The following is a 19,251-nucleotide window of genomic DNA, read 5'->3' as shown; positions in this document are numbered from 1 at the left end:
ACGGGAAGCTACTTACGCTCGACTTGCAGGGAGGAAACCAGCTTTACCGTGTACGCGTTCTTGATAGCCTCTTCAGAAATTACGTTCAGCTTAATCAAGCTTGCGATCTTGCCTGAATCGGGCCTGGAGAGCAGCCGCCACAGCTCTAAGTTCGGCAGCGCTTCGAACAGCTTAGTCTCGTCGTATTCCTTGCGCTCCTGCGGAACAATTTTCACTCTGTAATTTCCGAGTTCCATGGCCGAAGTCCCTTGTTCGGAGCAATACGATAAAATTTCTTCACGCAGTTCGGCTAATTCCTGCTCAATTTCCTTCTGTTTCTGCTTCAGCTGGTAGTAGTTTTTGATCTTCTTGTCCATATCGGATCGCACTCCTCTCGTCTCGTGCTGATATATATGCAGGACGCGAGCGCAATAGAGCATCCGGCGGAATTCGCATCACCGACTTATCGCAGCAGAGACGCGGATTTGGGGAGAGGGATTGCAGGACAAAAAAACCGGCAGCAACGGACGTATGAATCTGTCCGTCGCTGCCGGTTTTCATTTTAGGCCCGAAGCTGTGTTTCGTACCATCTAAAGCTTCTCACTGCCGATACTTCGCAATGAGCGCCATTTTCAGCTGCCACGCCGTCTCGCTGAGATTGACTCGGTACTCCGAAGGATTCGTCTTGCGCAGCACCTGCGGCCAAAAGAGCGATAGCTGCTCGCGGTGGTAGCTGCGGATTTCTTCCAGAGCCGGCAGCGTATAGACAAGCTCGCCGTCTTCGAATATGCGCACCAGCAGCGGTACCGCATCGTACTGCTTTATCTCCTTCTGAATATATTGATGCACGGGATCGAACAGCGTGAGCGGCTCTTCCGTATTAATCGGGCCTTCTTCCACGAGTGTCATATAATCGCCTTCCGCAATGCCGGTCTCGCGGTTGATGATCCGGTAAACCTCTTTGCGCCCTGGCGTCGACACCTTCTCCGGATTGCCGGAAATCTTGATGACCGGCACGTACTCCCCGTCTTTCTCACGCGCTACCATTTTGTAAACGCCACCAAGCGATGGCTGATCGCCGGATGTGATCAGCTGCGTGCCGACGCCCCAGACATCGATCTTGGCACCCTGTCCCTTGAGGCTCAAAATCAGCGCTTCATCTAAATCATTGGAAGCAACAATGCCGACATAATGCAGGCCCGCTTCATCCAGCATCCGCCTGGCTTCCTGGGACAGGTAGGCCAAATCGCCGCTGTCGAGACGGATGGCATTCATGCGTTTGCCGCGGCGCTCCAGCATGCGTCCGATGCGGATGGCGTTCGGCACGCCGCTGCGCAGCGTATCGTACGTGTCGACAAGCAGCGTCACTTGATCCGGCAGCACCTCCGCAAATTTGCGGAACGCTTCCTCTTCGCTATCATGGCCCTGCACCCAAGAATGGGCATGCGTTCCCTTCGTCGGGATGCCGAAAAGCAGGCCCGCACGCAGATTGGACGTCGCGTGAAAGCCGGAAATGTAAGTCGCTCTGGCGCCCCAGACGGAAGCATCGGCCTCCTGCGCGCGCCTCGTTCCGAATTCAAGCAGACCGTCATCGCCGGCGACTTGTTTAATACGCGAAGCTTTGGTCGCGATCAACGTCTGGAAATTAACGAAATTGAGAATCGCCGTTTCAATTAGCTGCGCTTCGAAAATCCGCGCGGTGACGCGAAGCATCGGTTCATTTGGGAAAACGACCGTGCCTTCAGGAACAGCATCCAGCTGCCCCGTGAACCGAAACTCGCGCAGCGCATCCAGAAACTCTTCCTTGTATCCTTCCTCCTGCTCGCGAAGGAACGCGACTTCTTCTTCCCCGAAACGAAGGCCCTGAATATAGTGCACGACGCGTTCTAGACCCGCAAAAACCGCATATCCGTTCCCGAAGGGCAGCTTGCGAAAATATACGTCGAATACCGATCCCTCGTTGTGCGTACCCTGCACCCAGTGGGCGTACATCATATTGATTTGATATTTGTCCGTATGAAGCGTCAAATTCTCGTAATCCATACCGTGCTCTCTCCTTTACATCGTGATCCGGTGGCCATTTCTGTAAATATCCGCCCCAAGCGTCCGTTCGAAATGCGTCAATGCCCAGTCATGGCCCGGCAAATTAAAGGATGCAACCGCGTCTGCGTGGACGTTGATCCGAAAGCCTCTATTATAGGCGTCTACAGCCGTGTGCAGGACGCAAATATCGGTGCACACGCCGATCAAATGCAGCTCTTCAATGCCTCTCATGCGGAGCTGCAGTTCCAAGTCCGTTCCGCAAAAGGCACTGTAGCGCGTTTTGTCCATCCAGTAGATCCGGCTCTGATTCACCTCGTAGACATCCTTCAGCTTCCCGTAGAGCTCCCTGCCGCTGGTTCCTTCGATATTATGCGGAGGGAAAAGTCTATGCTCGGGATGCAGTTCATCTCGTTCCCGGTGCAAATCGACGGCCATGACGACAAAATCCCCCTGCGCAGCAAACTGCTCCGTCAGCCTGGCCATGCGTTCCTCGATATCAATCGCCGGCTGGCCGCACGGCAGCTTGCCGACCACGAAGTCGTACGTATAATCGATGACGATAAGTGCTTTCATAAGCATTCTCCTTTCGGGATCAGCGCATGCGAGGCAGCCCCTAGTCTGCTGCTCATCAGCTGTAGATCGACAGCTGCGGCACATAGTCTGTGAATCGATACAGCTGCGCCGCGCGCTGCGAGTGGCGGTTCGATTGTTTCAGCTCGCCCTTGTGGTCGCGTAGTTCCTCTATAATGCCTTTGCGGCTCTTCGTGGACGTGATCTTGCGGATGAAGTTTTTCTCCTCGAATGCCGGCACAACGGCTTCAATGACTTGATAGAGCTCGCCGATCGTAAATGCATCCGGCAGAAACGACTTCGCAATGGTCGTCGTCAGCATCTTGGTACGAATCTGTTCCAGCGCGTCCCGCAAAATCTGCCGGTGGTCGAAAGCGAGCTCCATCTCCAGCGCCTCCTGTACCGGAAACAGCTTGACGTCGGCAGCATCATCTGCCGCACGGCGATTCAGCAGCGCATGCTCGTGTACGAGCGCGAAGAAGGCATGCGAGATCATCCAACCGCGGGGATCGCGTCCCGGCGCGCTGTAGGCGTTGAAGTATTCGATATGCACATCCGCGACGCCCGTCTCTTCCTGCAGCTCCCGCAGCGCGCTGCCTTGCAGCGTCTCGGTTTCCTTCGAGAAGCCGCCGGGCAAAGCCCATTGGCCTGCGTACGGCCAGGCTTTGCGCTGGATCAGCAGCACCTCCAGCCGGCGCAGCGGCAGCGATTTCTTCGCGGTATTGCGCTCCGTGGACGTTATGGTGAAAATGACAATATCAGCCGGCGCACCGTCAGGCGTTCGATAATGGCCCGCGGAATAAGCGGCAGCTTCGTCTAGCGGGTCGTTCAAGGGATTCACCTGCTTCGATTTTTATAATGTCATTTTGACATATTTAAAAAGAAAGTCAAGGGGCGTAAACAGAAAAAATCCTCATCTGGGCAAAGCTGCCTGTTCTCCAGCTTGTACCCGATGAGGATTCTTAATACGTAATCCCGCTTATTTGGGGGATTTCGCCCCTTTACCGGCCGTTGCCGCCGGAGCTGTACCGCCCGCTCCGTCCGGTCTCTTCGTGCCCTTGCTCTTGTACGGCTTCGGCGCATTCTTCAAGCGTTTCTCGCTTGCCTGCCACCGGTTCCAGCCCTTCTTGTCCGTGCCGCGGCCCGTGCCGCCGCCTTTGCTCATAACGGACTACCTAGCCGACAAGGAAGACCATGTGTTCTCCAGCCATGCATCAAATCCGGCTTCCTTATCGCCTTCGTAAGTATCGTAAACATCCGTCCTCATGTGCTGCAGCTTGTCTTTGAACTGCTGGTACGTGTGGCCTTCGGGCAGGCTCTTCTTGATGCGGAGCAGGATTTTGGCCGTGCCTTTGATCAGCTCGCCCTTCTTCCGTACCGGCGCCTCTCCCTCTTCGCCCAGCTCGACCAGCTTGCGGTGAGCGGCCTCCTGCACCTGATAGACCGTATCACTCTTCGCGATGCGGGCAAGAAGCGCAATGACAGCGGGGTCTGCCATCTTGCTCAGTTCCTCCACCGCTTTAAGCCGCTCTCTCCAGTTGGACATGCGTCCTGCGGATTTCTTCAATTCCTCCAAGCTTGGCGTCTCATCCGTTCGTTGTTCTGTAAATTCCAATTAACATCCTACTCCCTTGCCTCTATATTCGGCTTGCGTACAAGGCCGAAAATGCCGGACCTCTATTGCGCTACTCTATATGAAAACATAAAGCGGGCGGTTAAGCAAACCCCGCCCTGCAAGCCCAGCCAAGAATCCGGTTGCCTGCGCGTCTTCACCGGCTTTCCGACCACCCAAGTTCGGAGCGTCGGGGCACAAAGGCTGCCGTCTTAGGCGCAAACGAAGAAGCCCGCCCTTCTTCCATCTGGAAGTCGGGCAGGCTTCACGCAGGCCGAGCCGGAGCCAGCCATGATTGCCCCGCAGAGCGAGTCGCTCCGGCTGCACGGACAGCCGTTTACAGCGGAATACGGTAAGACGAATGCGCTTCTATAATATGCTCGCCTTGGTTATAGACCCATTTGAAGGCGAACTGACTGCCTTCGTAGCTTGTGCGCCTTCGCAGATCCGGCAGCACGACTGCTTCGAAGTTAGTAAGCAGCGCCTCTTGAATTTCGGTTAGCCGCAGCTCGTTCGCGTCGCGCTGCTCCTTGGCCGCTTCTTTCGAAGGGGCTGTCTGCAGGAAATAAGCAAGTCCAACCTGATCCGGCGTTAAGTCTGCCGGCAGCGGCTGACCTGAACCTCGGAACACTTCCTTCACCGTCTCCAGCCAGTCCTCATAAAGATGAATCGTAATGTCGTTCGCCATTTGCCCTAAAGCTCCTTCAATATCACGTTTACCGTTTATTGTAGGGCGAACCGACTTCCATCGCAAGCGGTCCCGGCGGGAACAAGGCTTCTGCCGTTCACCGGCAGTTCACGGCAATCTATTCATTACCGCTAAGTCGGGCCTGGTGTCCATCCTACTTGACGGCACCGGCCGTAATGCCGCTCGCGATTCGGCGCTGGAAGACAATATAGACGAGAAGCACCGGCACGATGGTGAAGAACAAGGCGGCGAAGAGCGGTCCCCATTCGGTTCGGTATTGCATTTCCGCCTGCATGACCCCGATTTCCACCGGCAGCGTGTACTGGGTCGGATCGTTCACGAGAATCGTGCCGACGATGTACTCGTTCCAGATGTTGAGTACGTTGACGATGGCGACCGTGATCAGCCCCGGCTGCGAGAGCGGCAGCATGACCCGGAAGAACGTGCCGAAGTACGACGCGCCGTCCATGATCGAAGCCTCTTCGAGCTCCTTCGGCAGCGATTTGAAGAAACCGACGAGCACGAAGATACCGAAGGCCAGCACGCTGGAGGTGTAGACGAGGATAAGCCCGATTTTCGTATTGATCAGATGCATGGAATTCATCAAGAAGAACAGCGGGATGAGCGCCAAAATGAACGGCACCATCATGGAAGCCATGTACAGCAGGTAAAGCGCGCCGCTTCCCGGGAATTTATAGCGGGCGAGGACGTAGGCGGTCGTCGCCGCAAGCAGCAGGCCAAGCACGGTCGAACCTGTCGTGATGACAATGGAATTCAGGAAATACGAATCGAAATTGTACCGGTCCCACACGTAAGAGAAGTTGGACCAAAGCAGCGGGAAATCCGGCAGCGCCCAGGGCAGGTGGCGGAAGAACTGGTCGTTGTTCTTGAGCGCGTCGAGCAGCGTCCAGAGAAGCGGATAAAGCACGGACAAGCCCCAGAGGCACAAAATGGCGTAGAACGCGTATTTGACGATCGGGTTGCGAATGCCGCTTTTCATGATGTGATCCCCCTTAGCTCAGCTCGACGGACTCATGACGAAGCAGCCGCTGAAGCAGGACTGTCGTAATAAGCGAGAGCACCAGAATAAGTACGCCGATCGCGGCGCCGAAGCCGAAATGGTATTGCCGGAACGCCATTTGGTACAAATACGAGCCCATGACCTGCGTGCTGTTGTCGGGCCCGCCCTCGGTCATGATCCAAACGATGACGAAGGAGCCGTTCAGCGTTGTCATCATGATGTTCAGAATGGACACCTTCATCTGTTCCCAAATGAGCGGAACGGTAATGTTGACGAACTGCTTCCACTGGCCCGCGCCTTCGAGATTCGCCGCTTCGAAATACGAGGCGGGGATGTTCTGAATCGCCGCGATGAGCAAGATCATGTAGAAGCCGATGCCCGCCCAGATTGCCGGGGGAAGCAGCATCCAGATCGTATGGTTGGTGAAGCCGAGCCAGGTGATCGTCACCTTCTCGTCGGTGAACAGAGACAGAAACGCATTCAGGAAGCCGATTTGCGGATTGTATATGAAATTCCACAAGACGCCGATAACGACGACGGAAATAACGTTCGGAATGAAGAAAATCGACCGGAAGAAGCCGGCCAGCTTAAAATTGAACCGCGTGAGCGCAACCGCGAAGAAGGTAGCAAGCACCATGATACCGACGACTTTGCCCAGCACGAGGAAATAATCGTTGCCGATCGCGCGCCAGATGATGGGATCCTTGAACATTTCGATGAAGTTATCGAACCCGATGAAATCTTTGTTCTGCGACATGCCGGACCAATCGAACATGGAATAATAAAGTCCTTTGGCGACCGGATAGATCGTAAACAAGCAGAAAAACGCGAATGTCGGGATGATGAATAATGCGATGAAAAGCCTTCTCTGCCACTTGGCGCTGCCAGATTCCATGACGCCGACCGCCCTTCCGTAAATTCACGGAGGATGATCAAGGCTGAACAGCCGCCCCGTCATCCTCCGCTCTCTCTTCGTGTAAACTGCTTATGTGCTTATTTCGCTGCTTTTTTGACGACGTCGGTTACGCGGGTGACCCACTCTTCCGGCGTGATTTTGCTGATGGTCAGCGCGTCGGTTGCATCCTGCATTGCTTTGTCGACATCCGCGTTGAACGTGATCGTCGGGATGACGACCGTGTTTGGATCGGTCAGGTACTTGGCCGCGTCCTTAACAAAGCTAGGCGCGTTGGAAGCGCTGATGTCGCCTTTGATGTTGGACGGCGCGCCGCTCAGCTCTGCCCATTGGGACGCCTGCGCTTTCGAGAAGACGAATTGCAGGAACGCTTTGGCCGCGTCTTTGTTCTTCGCGTTCTTGGCGATCGCGACGGTGGCCGTCGATGTGTTCGCTACGATCTTCTGGCCGGCATCCTGCGTGATGGACGGAATGAAGCCGAAGTCGAAGCCTTGCGGAATGTCCTTGGACATTTCATTCGGCAGCCAGAGGCCGTTCGGAATGAACGCGTCCTTGTTTTGCAGGAACAGCATTTGCGAATCGGTGTGGTTGATTTGGATCGACGCTTTATCGATGAAGCCTTTGTCGCGCAGCGCGACGATTTTGTTCAGGGCGGTCAGGACGGACGGGCTTTGGTACGCCTCCACCTTGTTCGCTGCCATGTCCTGCAGAATCTTGTAGTCGCCGCCGTTCGCGGATACGATCGCCGGGTACAGGAACGCGCCGTTGATGTAGTACGGATATTTACCGGTATGGATGAACGGCGTAATGCCGGCCGATTTGATTTTGTCGCTGACGTCCATGAACTGCTGGAAGTCCTGAGGCTCGGTCCAGCCTTTTTCCTTGAAGAGTGCTTTGTTCCAGAAAATGCCCCATGAGTTCAGGACGAGCGGGATGTTGTAGATTTTGCCGTCATACTGCTGCGGCGGCTGGGCGAGAATGTCGATGATTTTGTCGCCGTCGACGTTCTTCGCGTCTTTGATCCAGTCGGTCAAGTCTTCGAGCTGGCCGTCTTCGACCATTTGGCGGTCGTTCAGCTCGGGGCCGTCGATATACACGAAATCAGGCGGGTTGCCGCCGATCCAGCGGGGTTTGTTTTGTTCGTTGATTTTCGGGCCGCCGAGCGCTTTGACGTGCAGGTCCGGGTTCGCCGCTTGGAAATCGGCGATAACCTTCGTCCACCACTTGTCCCCGTATCCGCCGACGAAATATTGAATTTCAAAATCGCCAGTCAGCTTCGCGCCGTCCGTTGTCGCCGCGTCCGTGCCTGCGTTGCCCGTGCTCGCGTTCGTCGTATTCGCCGCCGTGTTGGCCGGTTCGTTCTTGGCAGGCGTATTCGCCGCGTTGCCGCCGTCGTTGTTCGATCCGCAGCCTGCAAGTGCCATAGAAGCGAGCAATACGGCCGCGCTCATTGTCGCGGCTTTTTTCTTGTTCATCATAGAAACAAACCCTCCCGATTATCGTGATATATGGCGCCGGTCCGCGCGGTTCCAGAATCGGAAACCCCGCGCTGCGTCTTGTGCTTCAGCGCTTACTACCATCATAGCGGGCAGGTCGATTTGGCTGAATCGAGTATCTTCCATGAATTCTTTACTATTTTCTTATTGTAAAAAAGTGCTGGGTGAGTGGAGGATTGGCGAATGTGGGTGGTTTGGTAGACCTCTTTAGCGCAAAATCGCTGAGTTGAGCCAATGTGGGTGGTTTGGTAGACCTTTTTAGCCCGAAATCGCTGAATTCAGCCAATGTGGGTGGTTTGGTAGACCTCTTTAGCCCGAAATCGCTGAATTCAGCCAATGTGGTCGCCTATAACATAGCAAAAAAACCGGCCTGCTTTGCGGACCGGCTTCTCTCTATTGCTGCTGCCTGCTGCGCTTTTCGGCGAAATGCTGCAGCTCGTCGAGCGCCTTCTTGGGCGCGAGATGATCGTAGAGCACCGCATCGCCAAGCTTGCGCGCATAATCCATGATCGCCTGCCAAGCAGGCTCCTGCACGGGATAAAACTTCGCCTGGCTGAGCGCGTCGAGATTGGCTTTCATAACAAGATCCTGCGCCGCCAGCTTAGCGCCGACTTGGGCGTTGGCCGGCAGGAAGCCTTCGCGCTGGATCATCTCCTGGTAGGACGGGTCGTCGTATAAATAGTCGAGAAACTTGGAGAGTGCCTCCTTGTCGGTATGATCCGTCTTGAAGGAGACGAGCACGTCATGCACCCCGAAGGAGATCGGCCGGCTGCCTTCCTTGACGGGAATCGGACCTACACCCCACTTCAGGCCGGGAAATTCCTTCGGCACGACGGAGGAGAAGTAGTTGCCCGAAATCATCATCCCGAGCTTGCCGTCACCGAGAATGCGCTGCTTCTCGTCCCGCGTCGTAATCGTCGGCTCCGGATCCGTAAGCCCCCCGTCGTACAACGCCTTCAAATACGTCAGCCCTTCCACGTTGGCGGGCGAGTTGATCGTCCATTTGCCGTTCTGGATCCACCCGCCGCCGGCGCCGAAGAAGAAATACGACAAGTACGCCTGCGTCTCGTTGTCGGTTAGATCGACGCCGAAGCCGTAAGCGGCGCCGGCCTTCTTGATCCGAAGCGCGTCTGCCTTCAGCTCCGACCACGTGCGCGGCGGCTGCCGGATGCCGGCTTGATCGAATATCGCTTCGTTGTAGTACAGGTTGCGGATCGATGCGACATAAGGAATGGCATACTGGCGCCCGCCGATCTGATCCATTCGCATCAAATTCGGATACAGCTTGTTCCGCAGCTCCGACGAGAGAATATCGTTAAAGTCGTTCAGCAGGCCGTCTTCCGCGAAATGGGCATACACATTCGTGTTGAGCAGATCGGGCGGCTGGTTCTGACTGATCATCGTCGTGTAGATGCCGTCGAGAATGTCCCAATTCGCGACCTGGAGCTCGATGTCGATCAGCGGATTCTTGAGCTCGAATTCCTTGACCAGCTTCTCGAGAATCGGCTTCGTCTCCATGCTGTATTCCGACGCCACGAATCGGATAAGCGACCGCTTCTCTTGGGGAGCGGCCGCATGCCCGTCCTCTTTGCCCGCGCAGGACGCAAGCAGCACAGTAAGCGGCAGCAGGGCAATGACTGCGCCAAGTCCCGGCAATCGCTTGAAAGCACCTATCATGGCATGGACACTCCCTTCTTATGCCGAATTATTGGATGACCGTAAACGGGAACAGCAGCTGTTGATTTTCCGGCAAATACATATTGGCCCGCGTTACGACGGCGGCGCCGATTCTCGTCGTGCCTGCCGACTTGCGACCGTCGATCAGCTTCATGGCTGTCTTGACGCCGAGATAGCCTACGTTAAACGGCTTCGGCACGACAAGGGCGTTCACGGAGCCTTCTTCAAGCAGCTGAATTTCGTAGATCGTGCTTTCAAAGCCGACGAGCTTGTAGACATCGGTCTTCTTCGCTTCCTTGAGCGCCTTGGCCACCCCAAGCGTCGAGCCTTCGTTCAGCGTGATGAACGCCGTGATTCCGCTCGGCTTTGTCAGCAGCGATTTGGCGATATCATACGCGCTCTGCTCGGAATCTCCCGTATAGTACGTACCGAAAATTTGGCCGCCGTGCGCTTGCAGCGACTGCTTCACGCCTTCATAGCGCTGCTTGGATACGGGCGACTTCAACGAACTGCTGAACACCGCGACGACAGGACGTTTCTTCGTCAACCCGGCAGCCGTATCTCCGGCCTGCCGTCCGGCTTGCAGATGGTCATTGGCTACGAAGGCCGGCGCCTCCGTCAGCTTCGGCGCGGTATCCATGACCACGAGCGGAATGCCCGCTTCGCGAATGGCATCGAGCAGTGCCGGCATGCGCGGGTCGTCCACCGGCGCGACCGCGATTGCGTCCGGCTTGCGCTCGATCGCCGCTTGCAGCGCCCGAATCTGCGCTTCAGTGTCAGACTCTTGCAGCGGCCCCTGCAGGTCGAGCTCGACGCCGAGCTCCTTGGCCGCGGTCTGAGCGCCCGAGCTCATCGTCTGCCAATAGTCGGAACGGACGTTGAGCGACTTCAGCACGACGGTAATGGTTGTGTCCCCGTGCTCCGGCGCCATAAACAGCCTGGAGAAAAAGACCGCATAGAAGGCGGCTGCCAGAAGCACGAGAACGAGCAGAATCGTAAGGCGTTGCTTGCGCATGGGGGCGTTCTTCCTTTGTTAGAGTGTCGGGATCGTAATCGTCACGCAGGTGCCGGCTTCGAGCTCGCTGCGGATTTGGATGCCGTATTCATGGCCGAAATAAAGCTTGATCCGCTCGTTCACGTTGCGGATGCCGATGCCGCTTGTCCGGTTCTCCCCGTCATCGGGAAGCAGAAGCCGCTGGAGCTGCTCCGGCGACATGCCTTGTCCGTTGTCTTCGATCTCGAAGACGATGTTGTCACCCTGCTGCGTGCCTCGAATCGTAATCATGCCTTTGTCCGCGCTGCCCCGGATCCCATGATAGATGGCATTCTCCACGAACGGCTGCAGCAGAAGCTTGAGTGTCTTGAAGCGCAGAATGTCGTCTGCGATGTCGATCTCGTAGTCGAGCTGACTCTCGTAGCGCATCTTCTGTATGAGCAGATAGTTCGTAATATGCTCCGCTTCCACCCGGATCGGAATGATCTCCTGATCCTTCGTAATGCTCGCCCGGAACAGCTTCGCCAGCGCAGAGGTCATGAGCACGACCTCCTCATGCTGCTTCTGCTCCGCCATCCATACGATGGAGTCGAGCGTGTTGTACAGAAAATGCGGATTGATCTGCGCCTGCAGCAGCATCAGCTCGCTCTTGCGCTTGCTCTCCTGGTTGAGAATGATCTCGTCCATGAGCGTCTTGATGCGGCCAACCATCATGTTGAAGGTGCGGCCAAGCTGCCCGATCTCGTTCATCTGTCCGATTTCCGTCTGAATATGGAAGTTCCCGCGTTCCACGAGCTTCATATCCGCTTGTAAATCCTTAATCGGCCTGGAGAGCCGATGCGACAGCCAGAACGAAATAATAAGCGATATGGCCAGCCCGCACAGCGCATAGAGCAGAATCGAATTGCGAAGCGCAGCTTTGCTTGCGATCAGCTCGTCCGTGTAGGCCACGCCGACGATTTTCCAGCCGAAGCTGGTGTCCTGAATAGAATAGATGCGTTTGCCTTCATCGCCGCCCGCGATGAAGGAAGTGCCGCTCCTCGCGGCAGTCACTTGCGGAATCAGCTCCGTGCGCAGATTGCTGTTGATGAGCTGCTGCTGGGGATGATAGACGATGTTTCCTTTCTGGTCGACGATGAAGACGTAGCCTCGCTTGCCCAGATTGATATTGCTTGCGAGATCGTTAATGACGCTGAGGTTCAGGTCGACGAGGAACACGCCCTCGGCCGTAATCCCGTCCGTGCTCTTGAGCTCGCGGCTCAAGGAGACGACCCAGCGGTATTCGTTCTGAATGATGTTCTGCACATGCGGCGCCGATATGATGGACTTGCCCCCCGCGCTGCGCGCATCGACGTACCAAGGCTGCTCCTGCAGCTTCGCGTTGGGATTGAGCGCCGTAATCCGCCGGTCGGAGACGAATCGGCCGTTATAGCCGAATACCATGATGTTCGCGATGTCCTTGCGGGTATACAGAATGGCCTGAAACAGGTCGGAGATCCGTTTCTCGTAGGGCCTGCGCTCCTCGGCGCTGATGAAGCTGTTGTCGGAGATGTAGTATTTGACATCCTTGCTCGTCATCGCAAGCAGGGAGATATTCTCCATGTTGTCGACGTAGGACTGGATATTCGTGTTTACTTGCTTGATGATTTCTTCGATGTAGCCCTGCGCGTTCTTCTCGACCGCGGTGACGGACAATTGGTAGCTGATGAGGCTGGTCGAGACGATCGCGGCCAGAATGAGGCAGGAAAACGCAAGCGAAATGCTCGACTGAATGCTTTTGAGCGGAAATATGGGCAGGCGGAGCGGACGTTCTCTTGCCATATTAGAAACCGTTCTCCTTTGTCAGCTTATCGCGGTACTCTTTCGGCGTTACGCCGGCGCGTTTCTTGAACAGCAGGCTGAAATAATTGGGGTCGCTGTAGCCGACCTGACAGGCGATCTCATATGACTTCAAGCTCGTCGACTGAAGAAGCTCCTTCGCCTTGGCCATCCGAACGCCGGTCAAATACTCAATGAACGTCTCGCCTGTCTGCTGCTTGAACACGAGGCTGAAATAACTGGTGCTCATCAGCACATGTCGGCACAGGTCCTGAAGCGACATTTTGTCGTTGGCGTAGTTCGTCTCAATGTATTCGACCGCCCGATGAATCTGCATGCTCGTAAAATGATTGCGGTTGTCGGCGATCTCCGTCATGACGGCGTAGACGACCTGCTTGAGCCAGCCTTCGATTTCGTCCAGCGTCTTGTAGCTGTACACGTCCATGAGCATCATCTGGCTGTCGATCGACGCTTCCCGGTCATGCGCGACTACGTCCTGAATGGCGTTCATGAGCGTGAGCACGATCTTCTGCATGTACAGGAAGCAAGCCTCGATCGGCACGCGCGACTGCTTCAATTCGGCAATGCCGCGCCCGATCAAGTCGTGCGCCTCCTGGATCGAGCCTGTCTTGACGATCGAGACGAGCTTGCGGTCCCAGGAAGGCGGCGGCACGGCATCCGGCTGGCCTTCCATGTCCAGAATGCCGAGCACCTGGTTCTTGCCGTAGAGGAAACGGTAGTCCAGCGCGGACAGCGCGCCTTTGTAAGAGGCGGGTAGCATCTCGGCGGAATGGCAGATGCGGCCGACGCCTGCCGTTACCGTGAATTTCAGAAATTTCTCGATGTGGTAGCGTACGGCTTCCGCGAAACGGAAAGCAGCTTCGTACAGATCGTTCTCGCTGCCGTTCAAGGAAAGAATGGCAACCATGCGCTCTTCGCGGGTACGAAAGACGATCGCCTGCTCGCGCTCGGCGATCTCCTCGAAAATATCAAAAGCGGCAAACCGCAGAAATTCAACGTCATGCTCGTAGGAGAGCAGCTCCCGCTCCCCGAAGTCATCGATGTCGGCCGCGACGACGACCGTGTTCGCGGCAAGCGGCGGCAGGCCGAAATACGCGAATCGGTCATCGATTTCCGCCTTGCCGAGACCGACGGCGACGAGCCGCTCGAGAAATCGCTCCTTCAGCAGCGGCACGCTCTGCTTCAGCTGGCTCTGCAGCCGGCTGAGGTCCTCGCGCCGCTGCCGTTCTTCGTCCATTTCGCCGCGGACCTTATCGAGCAGCTGCCGGATCTCGCGGGCGGTAATCGGCTTTAGTATGAAGTCCGACACTTTCAGGCGCAGCGCCTGCTGGGCGTAGTCAAATTGATCGAATCCGGTGAGAATAATGATTTTTATATAGGGGTAGCTTTCGACGACCAAGCCGGCTAGCTCCAGGCCGTCCATGAAGGGCATGCTGATATCGGAGATGACGAGATCCGGCTTGTCCTGCTCAATCGCCTCCCATGCCTCCCGTCCGTTAGCATAGTCGCCGATTAGCTCGAAGCCATGCTCCCGCCAATCAATCGTGTTCTTCAGGCCGACGCGGACGACGGCCTCGTCGTCGACGATAATCGCTTTGTACATCGCTAATCAATCCTCCCGCATCCTTAGATTAGCCCATCGCGATCATACTCGTCCATGTCTATTTCTCAACCGCCAACCTCAATTGGTATATATATCCTTAGCGTGCAAAAGAGCCGTTCGGATTACCCGAGCGGCTCTTGCAGCAGAAACCGGTAGCCAATGCCCGGCTCCGTCTCGATAAAGGTCGGCCGCGTCGGATCTTCCTCCAGCTTCTTGCGCAAATGGCCGATATAAATGCGCAAATAATGACTGTCCGATTCATGGTGATGCCCGCCCCACACCTGCTGCAGCAGCTGCCGCTGGGTGATGACTTTGCCGGCATGCGAAGCGAGTATCTTCAGCAGCTCGTATTCCGTCGGCGTCAGCTTCACCCGGTTGCCGTCCAGTTCCACAAGCCGCTGCGCCAAGTCGATAACGAGACGGCCCAAATGCAGCACCGGCTCGCTCTTGGCATTCCCCGCATGGCGCAGCGCGACGCGAATTCGGGCAACCAGCTCGCCCATCCCGAACGGCTTGGTCACGTAATCGTCGGCTCCGCTGTCGAGCGCCGCGATCTTGTCCTCTTCCCGCTCCTTCGCCGTCAGTACGATAATCGGTATGCTCGTCCATTCCCGAATGCGTTTCAGCACTTCCATGCCGGACACATCCGGCAGACCCAAGTCCAGCACGATCAAGTCGGGATGACCGATGCTCGCCTGATAGACGCCTGCTTCTCCTGCCTCCGCTTCCAGAATATCAAAGCCGTGCGCCTTCAGCGTCACCTTCAGCAGCTTGCGAATTTGCGGCTCATCGTCCACGATGAGAATCCGCGCGCCATTCGTCGTTGTCATAACGTTTCCTCCTCCTCCTCTTGCAAATTCGGCAAATCTGCCGTTTCCGCGGGCAGCGATATACGTATCTCGGCTCCCTTCGTCCGGTGCGCTTCCGCGGCGATCGTGCCGCCGTGCGCCTCGACGATGCCTTTGCAGATCGCAAGGCCAAGACCTGTTCCCGTCACGCCGCCGGTCGTGCGCCCCCGGTAAAACTTATCGAAGACGCGGTCGATGTCCGCCGGCGCGATACCAACGCCTTCATCGGTAACCGAAAAGCGAATCCACGGCCCTTCCTGCCAAACCTCGATCACGATCTTGCTGCCATCCGGCGAATACTTAATCGCGTTGCTGACGACATTGATCAGCACCTGTTCAAGCAGCAGCTCATCGCCTCGAAAATAAGGCACCGGATCAGGCAGCTTGACTTGAATATGCCGCTGTTGGCGGAAATCCTCCACCTGCGCCAGCACGACGCCGAGCATATCCCCGGCATCGCACCAGTTCCGACGCAGCTGCAGCATGCCGCTCTCCAGCTTGACCATGCCGAGCAAATTCGTAACGAGACGGTTCATCCGCAGCGCGCCATCCCGAATCGTCACAAGCAGCTCGATTCGATCGGCAGGGGTAAACATCCCGTCCCCGTCGATCAGCCCCGTCGCGGAGCCGATTATCGTGGCGAGCGGCGTGCGCAGCTCGTGAGAGACGGAATCGAGGATCGCCGTCCGCAGCCGCTCGGACTCTGCCGTCAGCTGCGCCAGCTTCGCTTCCTCGCTGAGCTTCAAGCGGGCGATCGCACTTGCGGCCAGTCCGGCGAAAGCCTCCAGCAGACGGCGGCTGTCCGCGGTCAGCTCGCCGCCGCCCTGCTCCAAGCGAATGGCGAGCACGCCGTAGATCCGCTCCTCGGTGTACAAGGGCACGAACAGGCCCGGGAATTCCCGCAGCTCGCCCGTACCCCGACCTGCCGGCCTGCTGCGCCGATGCACCCAGCGCGCGACGGCCATGGCGGCTTCTCCTTCGCCGAAACCGTCGTTGCCTGCGGAACGGGCCGTCAGCGCCAACTCGCCTGCGGCATCGGGCAAATACACGGCGACCGGGCTTAGAGTCGTTTCGGCCACCTGCGATACGACATTGCCGAGCAGCACTTGAATATCGCCGATGGCGGTCATTTGCCGGCTCAGCGTATAAAGTGCCGCAGTATGCGCTTCCCGGCGCTCGGCAAGATGCAGCTGCTGCTTCAACCTAGCGGCCAGCGTCGCCGTCAGTGCGGCAACAGCCAAGTAAACCCCGAACGACAGCACATACCGCAGATCCTCCACCGTGAAGCTGAGAAACGGCGGGACGAAGAAATAATCGAAAGCGAGCACCCCTGCGGCAGCCGCATAGAATGACGGGCGCAGCCCCCAGTATACGGCGCTGAACAGCACCGGAAACAAATAAATCAAAGCGACATTCACCGCATCGAAAGCAAAACCCAGCGCATTAAGAATCGCTGTAAGCGCCGCTATACCTAAGGTGATTAAAATATAAGGCTTCAGCATGAATTTCTGTTTGAATGCAGCAAGCAGCGTCCGGTGCACCTCCAATGTAACCGAGCGGCATTGTAGCCGAATCGAGATTATGCTCGGTGCTTCTTATTCTTTCATCGTATCATAATCGGCCACGATCAATATATCCCGATGCCGCGACAAACGGATCAGCCGTTTGACGACGGTGCTTCTTCGCTGCACGTTCCACCACGAATTCTTCGTCTGTCCCATGATGAGCTGCGTCGCTTCCGCTTCGTTCGCTTTCTCCGACAGCAGATTCGCGATCCCATGCCGCGATTCGCAGCGATGGACAGTAAACGTCCCGCCGAGGCTGACCGTCAAGTGCTCCAGCTCTTCCAGCCTGCGTTTCCGTTCTTCTCCGCTTCCCTCGCCGGCGATATCAATATGCTGAACATGCCAAGCCGCCTTCAGCCGGTGCGCCGTACGGAATCCGCGCCGAATGAGCCGTTCGGCATGCGGCGTGTTGTTCACGCAGACGAAAATCACTTCCTTCCGCCGCCATGGGCCGCGAAGGGAGCTGGTCCGCTCCAGCGATTCCAGCCGTTCGTCCACGTCGTCGGCGATTTCGCGCAGCGCAAGCTCGCGCAGGGCTATGAGATTGCCTGTCTTGAAGAAATGCGACAGCGCTTGGTCGACCTTGCCCATCGCGTAAATCTTGCCCTCGCGCATCCGTTTGCGCAGTGCTTCCGGGGCTACGTCGATTAATTGTACTTCATCCGCCATTTGCAGCATACGGTCCGGCACCGTTTCCCTGACGCGGATGCCCGTAATTTGGGCCACCGCGTCGTTTAGGCTTTCCAAATGCTGCACGTTTACAGTCGTAATGACCGAGATGCCGGCATCCAAAATTTCCAGCACATCCTCATAACGCTTCTTGTTCCTGCTCCCCGGCACGTTCGTGTGCGCGAGCTCGTCGACGAGCACCACCTCGGGGCTGCTTCCAATGATCGCCGTCACGTCCATTTCTTCCAGCGTCACGCCTTGATAGTGTGTCATCCGCTTCGGAACGATCGGCAGATTCGCGATCTGGGCCACCGTTTCCTCGCGTCCGTGGGTTTCCAGCAAGCCGATCCGCACGTCGATCCCTTTGCGCAGATAGTCATTGCCTTCTCGCAGCATCGTATAGGTTTTGCCGACGCCCGGCGCAGCCCCGATATAGACTTTAAAGGTGCCTCGCTTGATTTCGCCGATCCGCTCCGTCACTTCCTGCTCGCTCAGCCGGCGGTACCGCTGCTGCTGATCCGCAGGAGAAGCGAACTTCGCCGGCAGCAAGCGCTCCCCTTCGCGCTCCGTGCGGTCCGCAACAAGGAAGACATCCAAGTTCCTTGCGCGCTTCAACAGCTGATCCACGATCGAACCCTGCCAAATCTCCTGCCAGCGGGTATGCTTCGTGTGCCCCATCACGATGCGGGTCACGCCATGGCGCGCCGCATAGTCCACGATCGTCCTCGGAATAAGTCTGCGATTCCGATAAGGCAGCTCCTCGAATTCGCCGCCGACCTTCTCCACCAGCTTGATCATGCTCCTGCGAAACGCAGCCGCCTCCTTCGACAAGGAGCGTTTCCCGTCTCGGAACGTGACGACCATCAGCTCGCCGTTCAGCCGCTTCGCGATTTGCTGGCCGCGCCGAACGTAGATCGATCCGTTCCAATGATACTGCGCCGAGACGAGAATCCGCTCGCCCGTCCCTGCCGGACCTGCGAGTCCGCGCTCCTCCCGGTATGCCCGCAGCGATTCGCTGACATCCTCCGCCATGAGGCGAAGCGCGAGCTCGCGCAGGACGCCGAGGTTCCCCCGCTTGAACAGCGAAGTTTCCTTGCTGCCCTGCAAATGCCCTTCCGCAAGCCGGTTCAGCACCGTTTCCGGCGTAACATCAATGAGCCGCACCTCGCTCGCCAGCTCCAGCGTATCCGCGGGGACCGTATACTTCACCTCGATGCCGGTCAGCTTATGCGCCAGCTCCGTATATCCCTCGAGCTCATAGACGTTCACCGTCGTAATGACGCTGATGCCATGTCCAAGCAGCCATTTGATGTCTTCCAGCCGCGTCGGGAAACGGGCTTCCGGCCGGTTCCGATGCGCCAAGCCGTCCACGAGCACGACCTCCGGGTTGCGGGCAAGCAGCGCGTCCACGTTCAAGTCCTTGCTTTCCGCGCCGTCCCGGTACCAATGGATACTCGGCACCCGCTCCAGCTCGCCGAGCTGCTCCACCGTCTCCGGCCGCTGCAGCGTCGATACCGCGCAAATGACGACGTCGACGCCCTGCTGGCGAAGTGTCTGCCCCTCCCGAAGCATATGATAGGTTTTGCCGGAGCCGCTGACAGGACCGATATAAATCTTCAGCGTCCCCAGGTGCAGCTTGGAGATCGACTGCAATATTTCCTCCGGCGTCTTGCGTTTAAAGCTCTCCATTGCCGCAATCCCCCTCTGATTCGTAAACGTAAGCGAGTAGACAGA

17 protein-coding genes are annotated in these 19,251 nt (G+C 57.0%); all 17 read right to left on the bottom strand.

The window, feature by feature from the left end; genetic code table 11:
• Positions 1–8: 8 nt before the first annotated feature.
• Entirely contained in the window at positions 9–356 is a 348-nt protein-coding gene (locus KXU80_RS23015) for a hypothetical protein (RefSeq protein ID WP_219835480.1), read from the bottom strand.
• 223 nt (positions 357–579) lie between these two features.
• Positions 580–2,022, bottom strand: coding sequence for a nicotinate phosphoribosyltransferase (locus KXU80_RS23010; RefSeq protein WP_219835479.1), 1,443 nt, complete (start codon positions 2,020–2,022; stop codon positions 580–582).
• A 15-nt stretch (positions 2,023–2,037) separates the two neighbouring features.
• Positions 2,038–2,595, bottom strand: a complete 558-nt coding sequence (locus tag KXU80_RS23005) for a cysteine hydrolase family protein (RefSeq protein WP_219835478.1) — start codon at positions 2,593–2,595, stop codon at positions 2,038–2,040.
• Positions 2,596–2,650: 55 nt separating this feature from the next.
• Entirely contained in the window at positions 2,651–3,424 is a 774-nt protein-coding gene (locus KXU80_RS23000; RefSeq protein WP_258171118.1) for an NUDIX hydrolase, read from the bottom strand.
• 147 nt (positions 3,425–3,571) lie between these two features.
• Positions 3,572–3,757 (bottom strand): DUF3934 domain-containing protein, encoded by a 186-nt coding sequence (locus KXU80_RS22995; protein WP_219835476.1) that lies wholly within the window; start codon positions 3,755–3,757, stop codon positions 3,572–3,574.
• Positions 3,758–3,763: 6 nt separating this feature from the next.
• Entirely contained in the window at positions 3,764–4,207 is a 444-nt protein-coding gene (locus KXU80_RS22990) for a HEAT repeat domain-containing protein (protein WP_219835475.1), read from the bottom strand.
• Positions 4,208–4,541: 334 nt separating this feature from the next.
• Positions 4,542–4,892: a hypothetical protein gene (locus KXU80_RS22985; protein WP_219835474.1), complete on the bottom strand. Its 351-nt coding sequence runs from the start codon at positions 4,890–4,892 to the stop codon at positions 4,542–4,544.
• A gap of 154 nt (positions 4,893–5,046) precedes the next feature.
• Positions 5,047–5,892: a carbohydrate ABC transporter permease gene (locus tag KXU80_RS22980; protein ID WP_219835473.1), complete on the bottom strand. Its 846-nt coding sequence runs from the start codon at positions 5,890–5,892 to the stop codon at positions 5,047–5,049.
• A 13-nt stretch (positions 5,893–5,905) separates the two neighbouring features.
• Positions 5,906–6,808 (bottom strand): carbohydrate ABC transporter permease, encoded by a 903-nt coding sequence (locus KXU80_RS22975; RefSeq protein WP_219835472.1) that lies wholly within the window; start codon positions 6,806–6,808, stop codon positions 5,906–5,908.
• Between the two features lie 98 nt (positions 6,809–6,906).
• The gene (locus tag KXU80_RS22970) at positions 6,907–8,304 is read right to left on the bottom strand and encodes an ABC transporter substrate-binding protein (protein WP_219835471.1); all 1,398 of its coding nucleotides are present in this window, start codon (positions 8,302–8,304) and stop codon (positions 6,907–6,909) included.
• 411 nt (positions 8,305–8,715) lie between these two features.
• On the bottom strand, positions 8,716–9,999 hold the full coding sequence (locus KXU80_RS22965) for an extracellular solute-binding protein (RefSeq protein ID WP_219835470.1): 1,284 nt from the start codon (positions 9,997–9,999) through the stop codon (positions 8,716–8,718).
• Positions 10,000–10,027: 28 nt separating this feature from the next.
• Entirely contained in the window at positions 10,028–11,014 is a 987-nt protein-coding gene (locus KXU80_RS22960; RefSeq protein ID WP_219835469.1) for a substrate-binding domain-containing protein, read from the bottom strand.
• Positions 11,015–11,032: 18 nt separating this feature from the next.
• A complete protein-coding gene (locus KXU80_RS22955; protein WP_219835468.1) occupies positions 11,033–12,814 on the bottom strand; it encodes a cache domain-containing sensor histidine kinase in 1,782 nt (593 codons plus the stop codon).
• A 1-nt stretch (position 12,815) separates the two neighbouring features.
• Positions 12,816–14,435: a response regulator transcription factor gene (locus tag KXU80_RS22950; protein ID WP_219835467.1), complete on the bottom strand. Its 1,620-nt coding sequence runs from the start codon at positions 14,433–14,435 to the stop codon at positions 12,816–12,818.
• A 122-nt stretch (positions 14,436–14,557) separates the two neighbouring features.
• Positions 14,558–15,265: a response regulator gene (locus KXU80_RS22945; protein ID WP_219835466.1), complete on the bottom strand. Its 708-nt coding sequence runs from the start codon at positions 15,263–15,265 to the stop codon at positions 14,558–14,560.
• Positions 15,262–16,824: an ATP-binding protein gene (locus KXU80_RS22940; protein WP_258171117.1), complete on the bottom strand. Its 1,563-nt coding sequence runs from the start codon at positions 16,822–16,824 to the stop codon at positions 15,262–15,264. The genes KXU80_RS22945 and KXU80_RS22940 overlap by 4 nt, the downstream gene beginning before the upstream one ends.
• A gap of 54 nt (positions 16,825–16,878) precedes the next feature.
• Complete coding sequence (locus KXU80_RS22935) at positions 16,879–19,206, bottom strand: histidine kinase (RefSeq protein WP_219835465.1); 2,328 nt, start codon at positions 19,204–19,206, stop codon at positions 16,879–16,881.
• Positions 19,207–19,251 lie beyond the last annotated feature (45 nt).

The sequence above is a fragment of the Paenibacillus sp. R14(2021) genome (assembly GCF_019431355.1).
Taxonomy (GTDB): domain Bacteria; phylum Bacillota; class Bacilli; order Paenibacillales; family Paenibacillaceae; genus Paenibacillus_Z.
The sequence above is the reverse complement of the archived record's forward strand: the minus strand, read 5'-3'. Positions and strand labels throughout refer to the sequence as shown.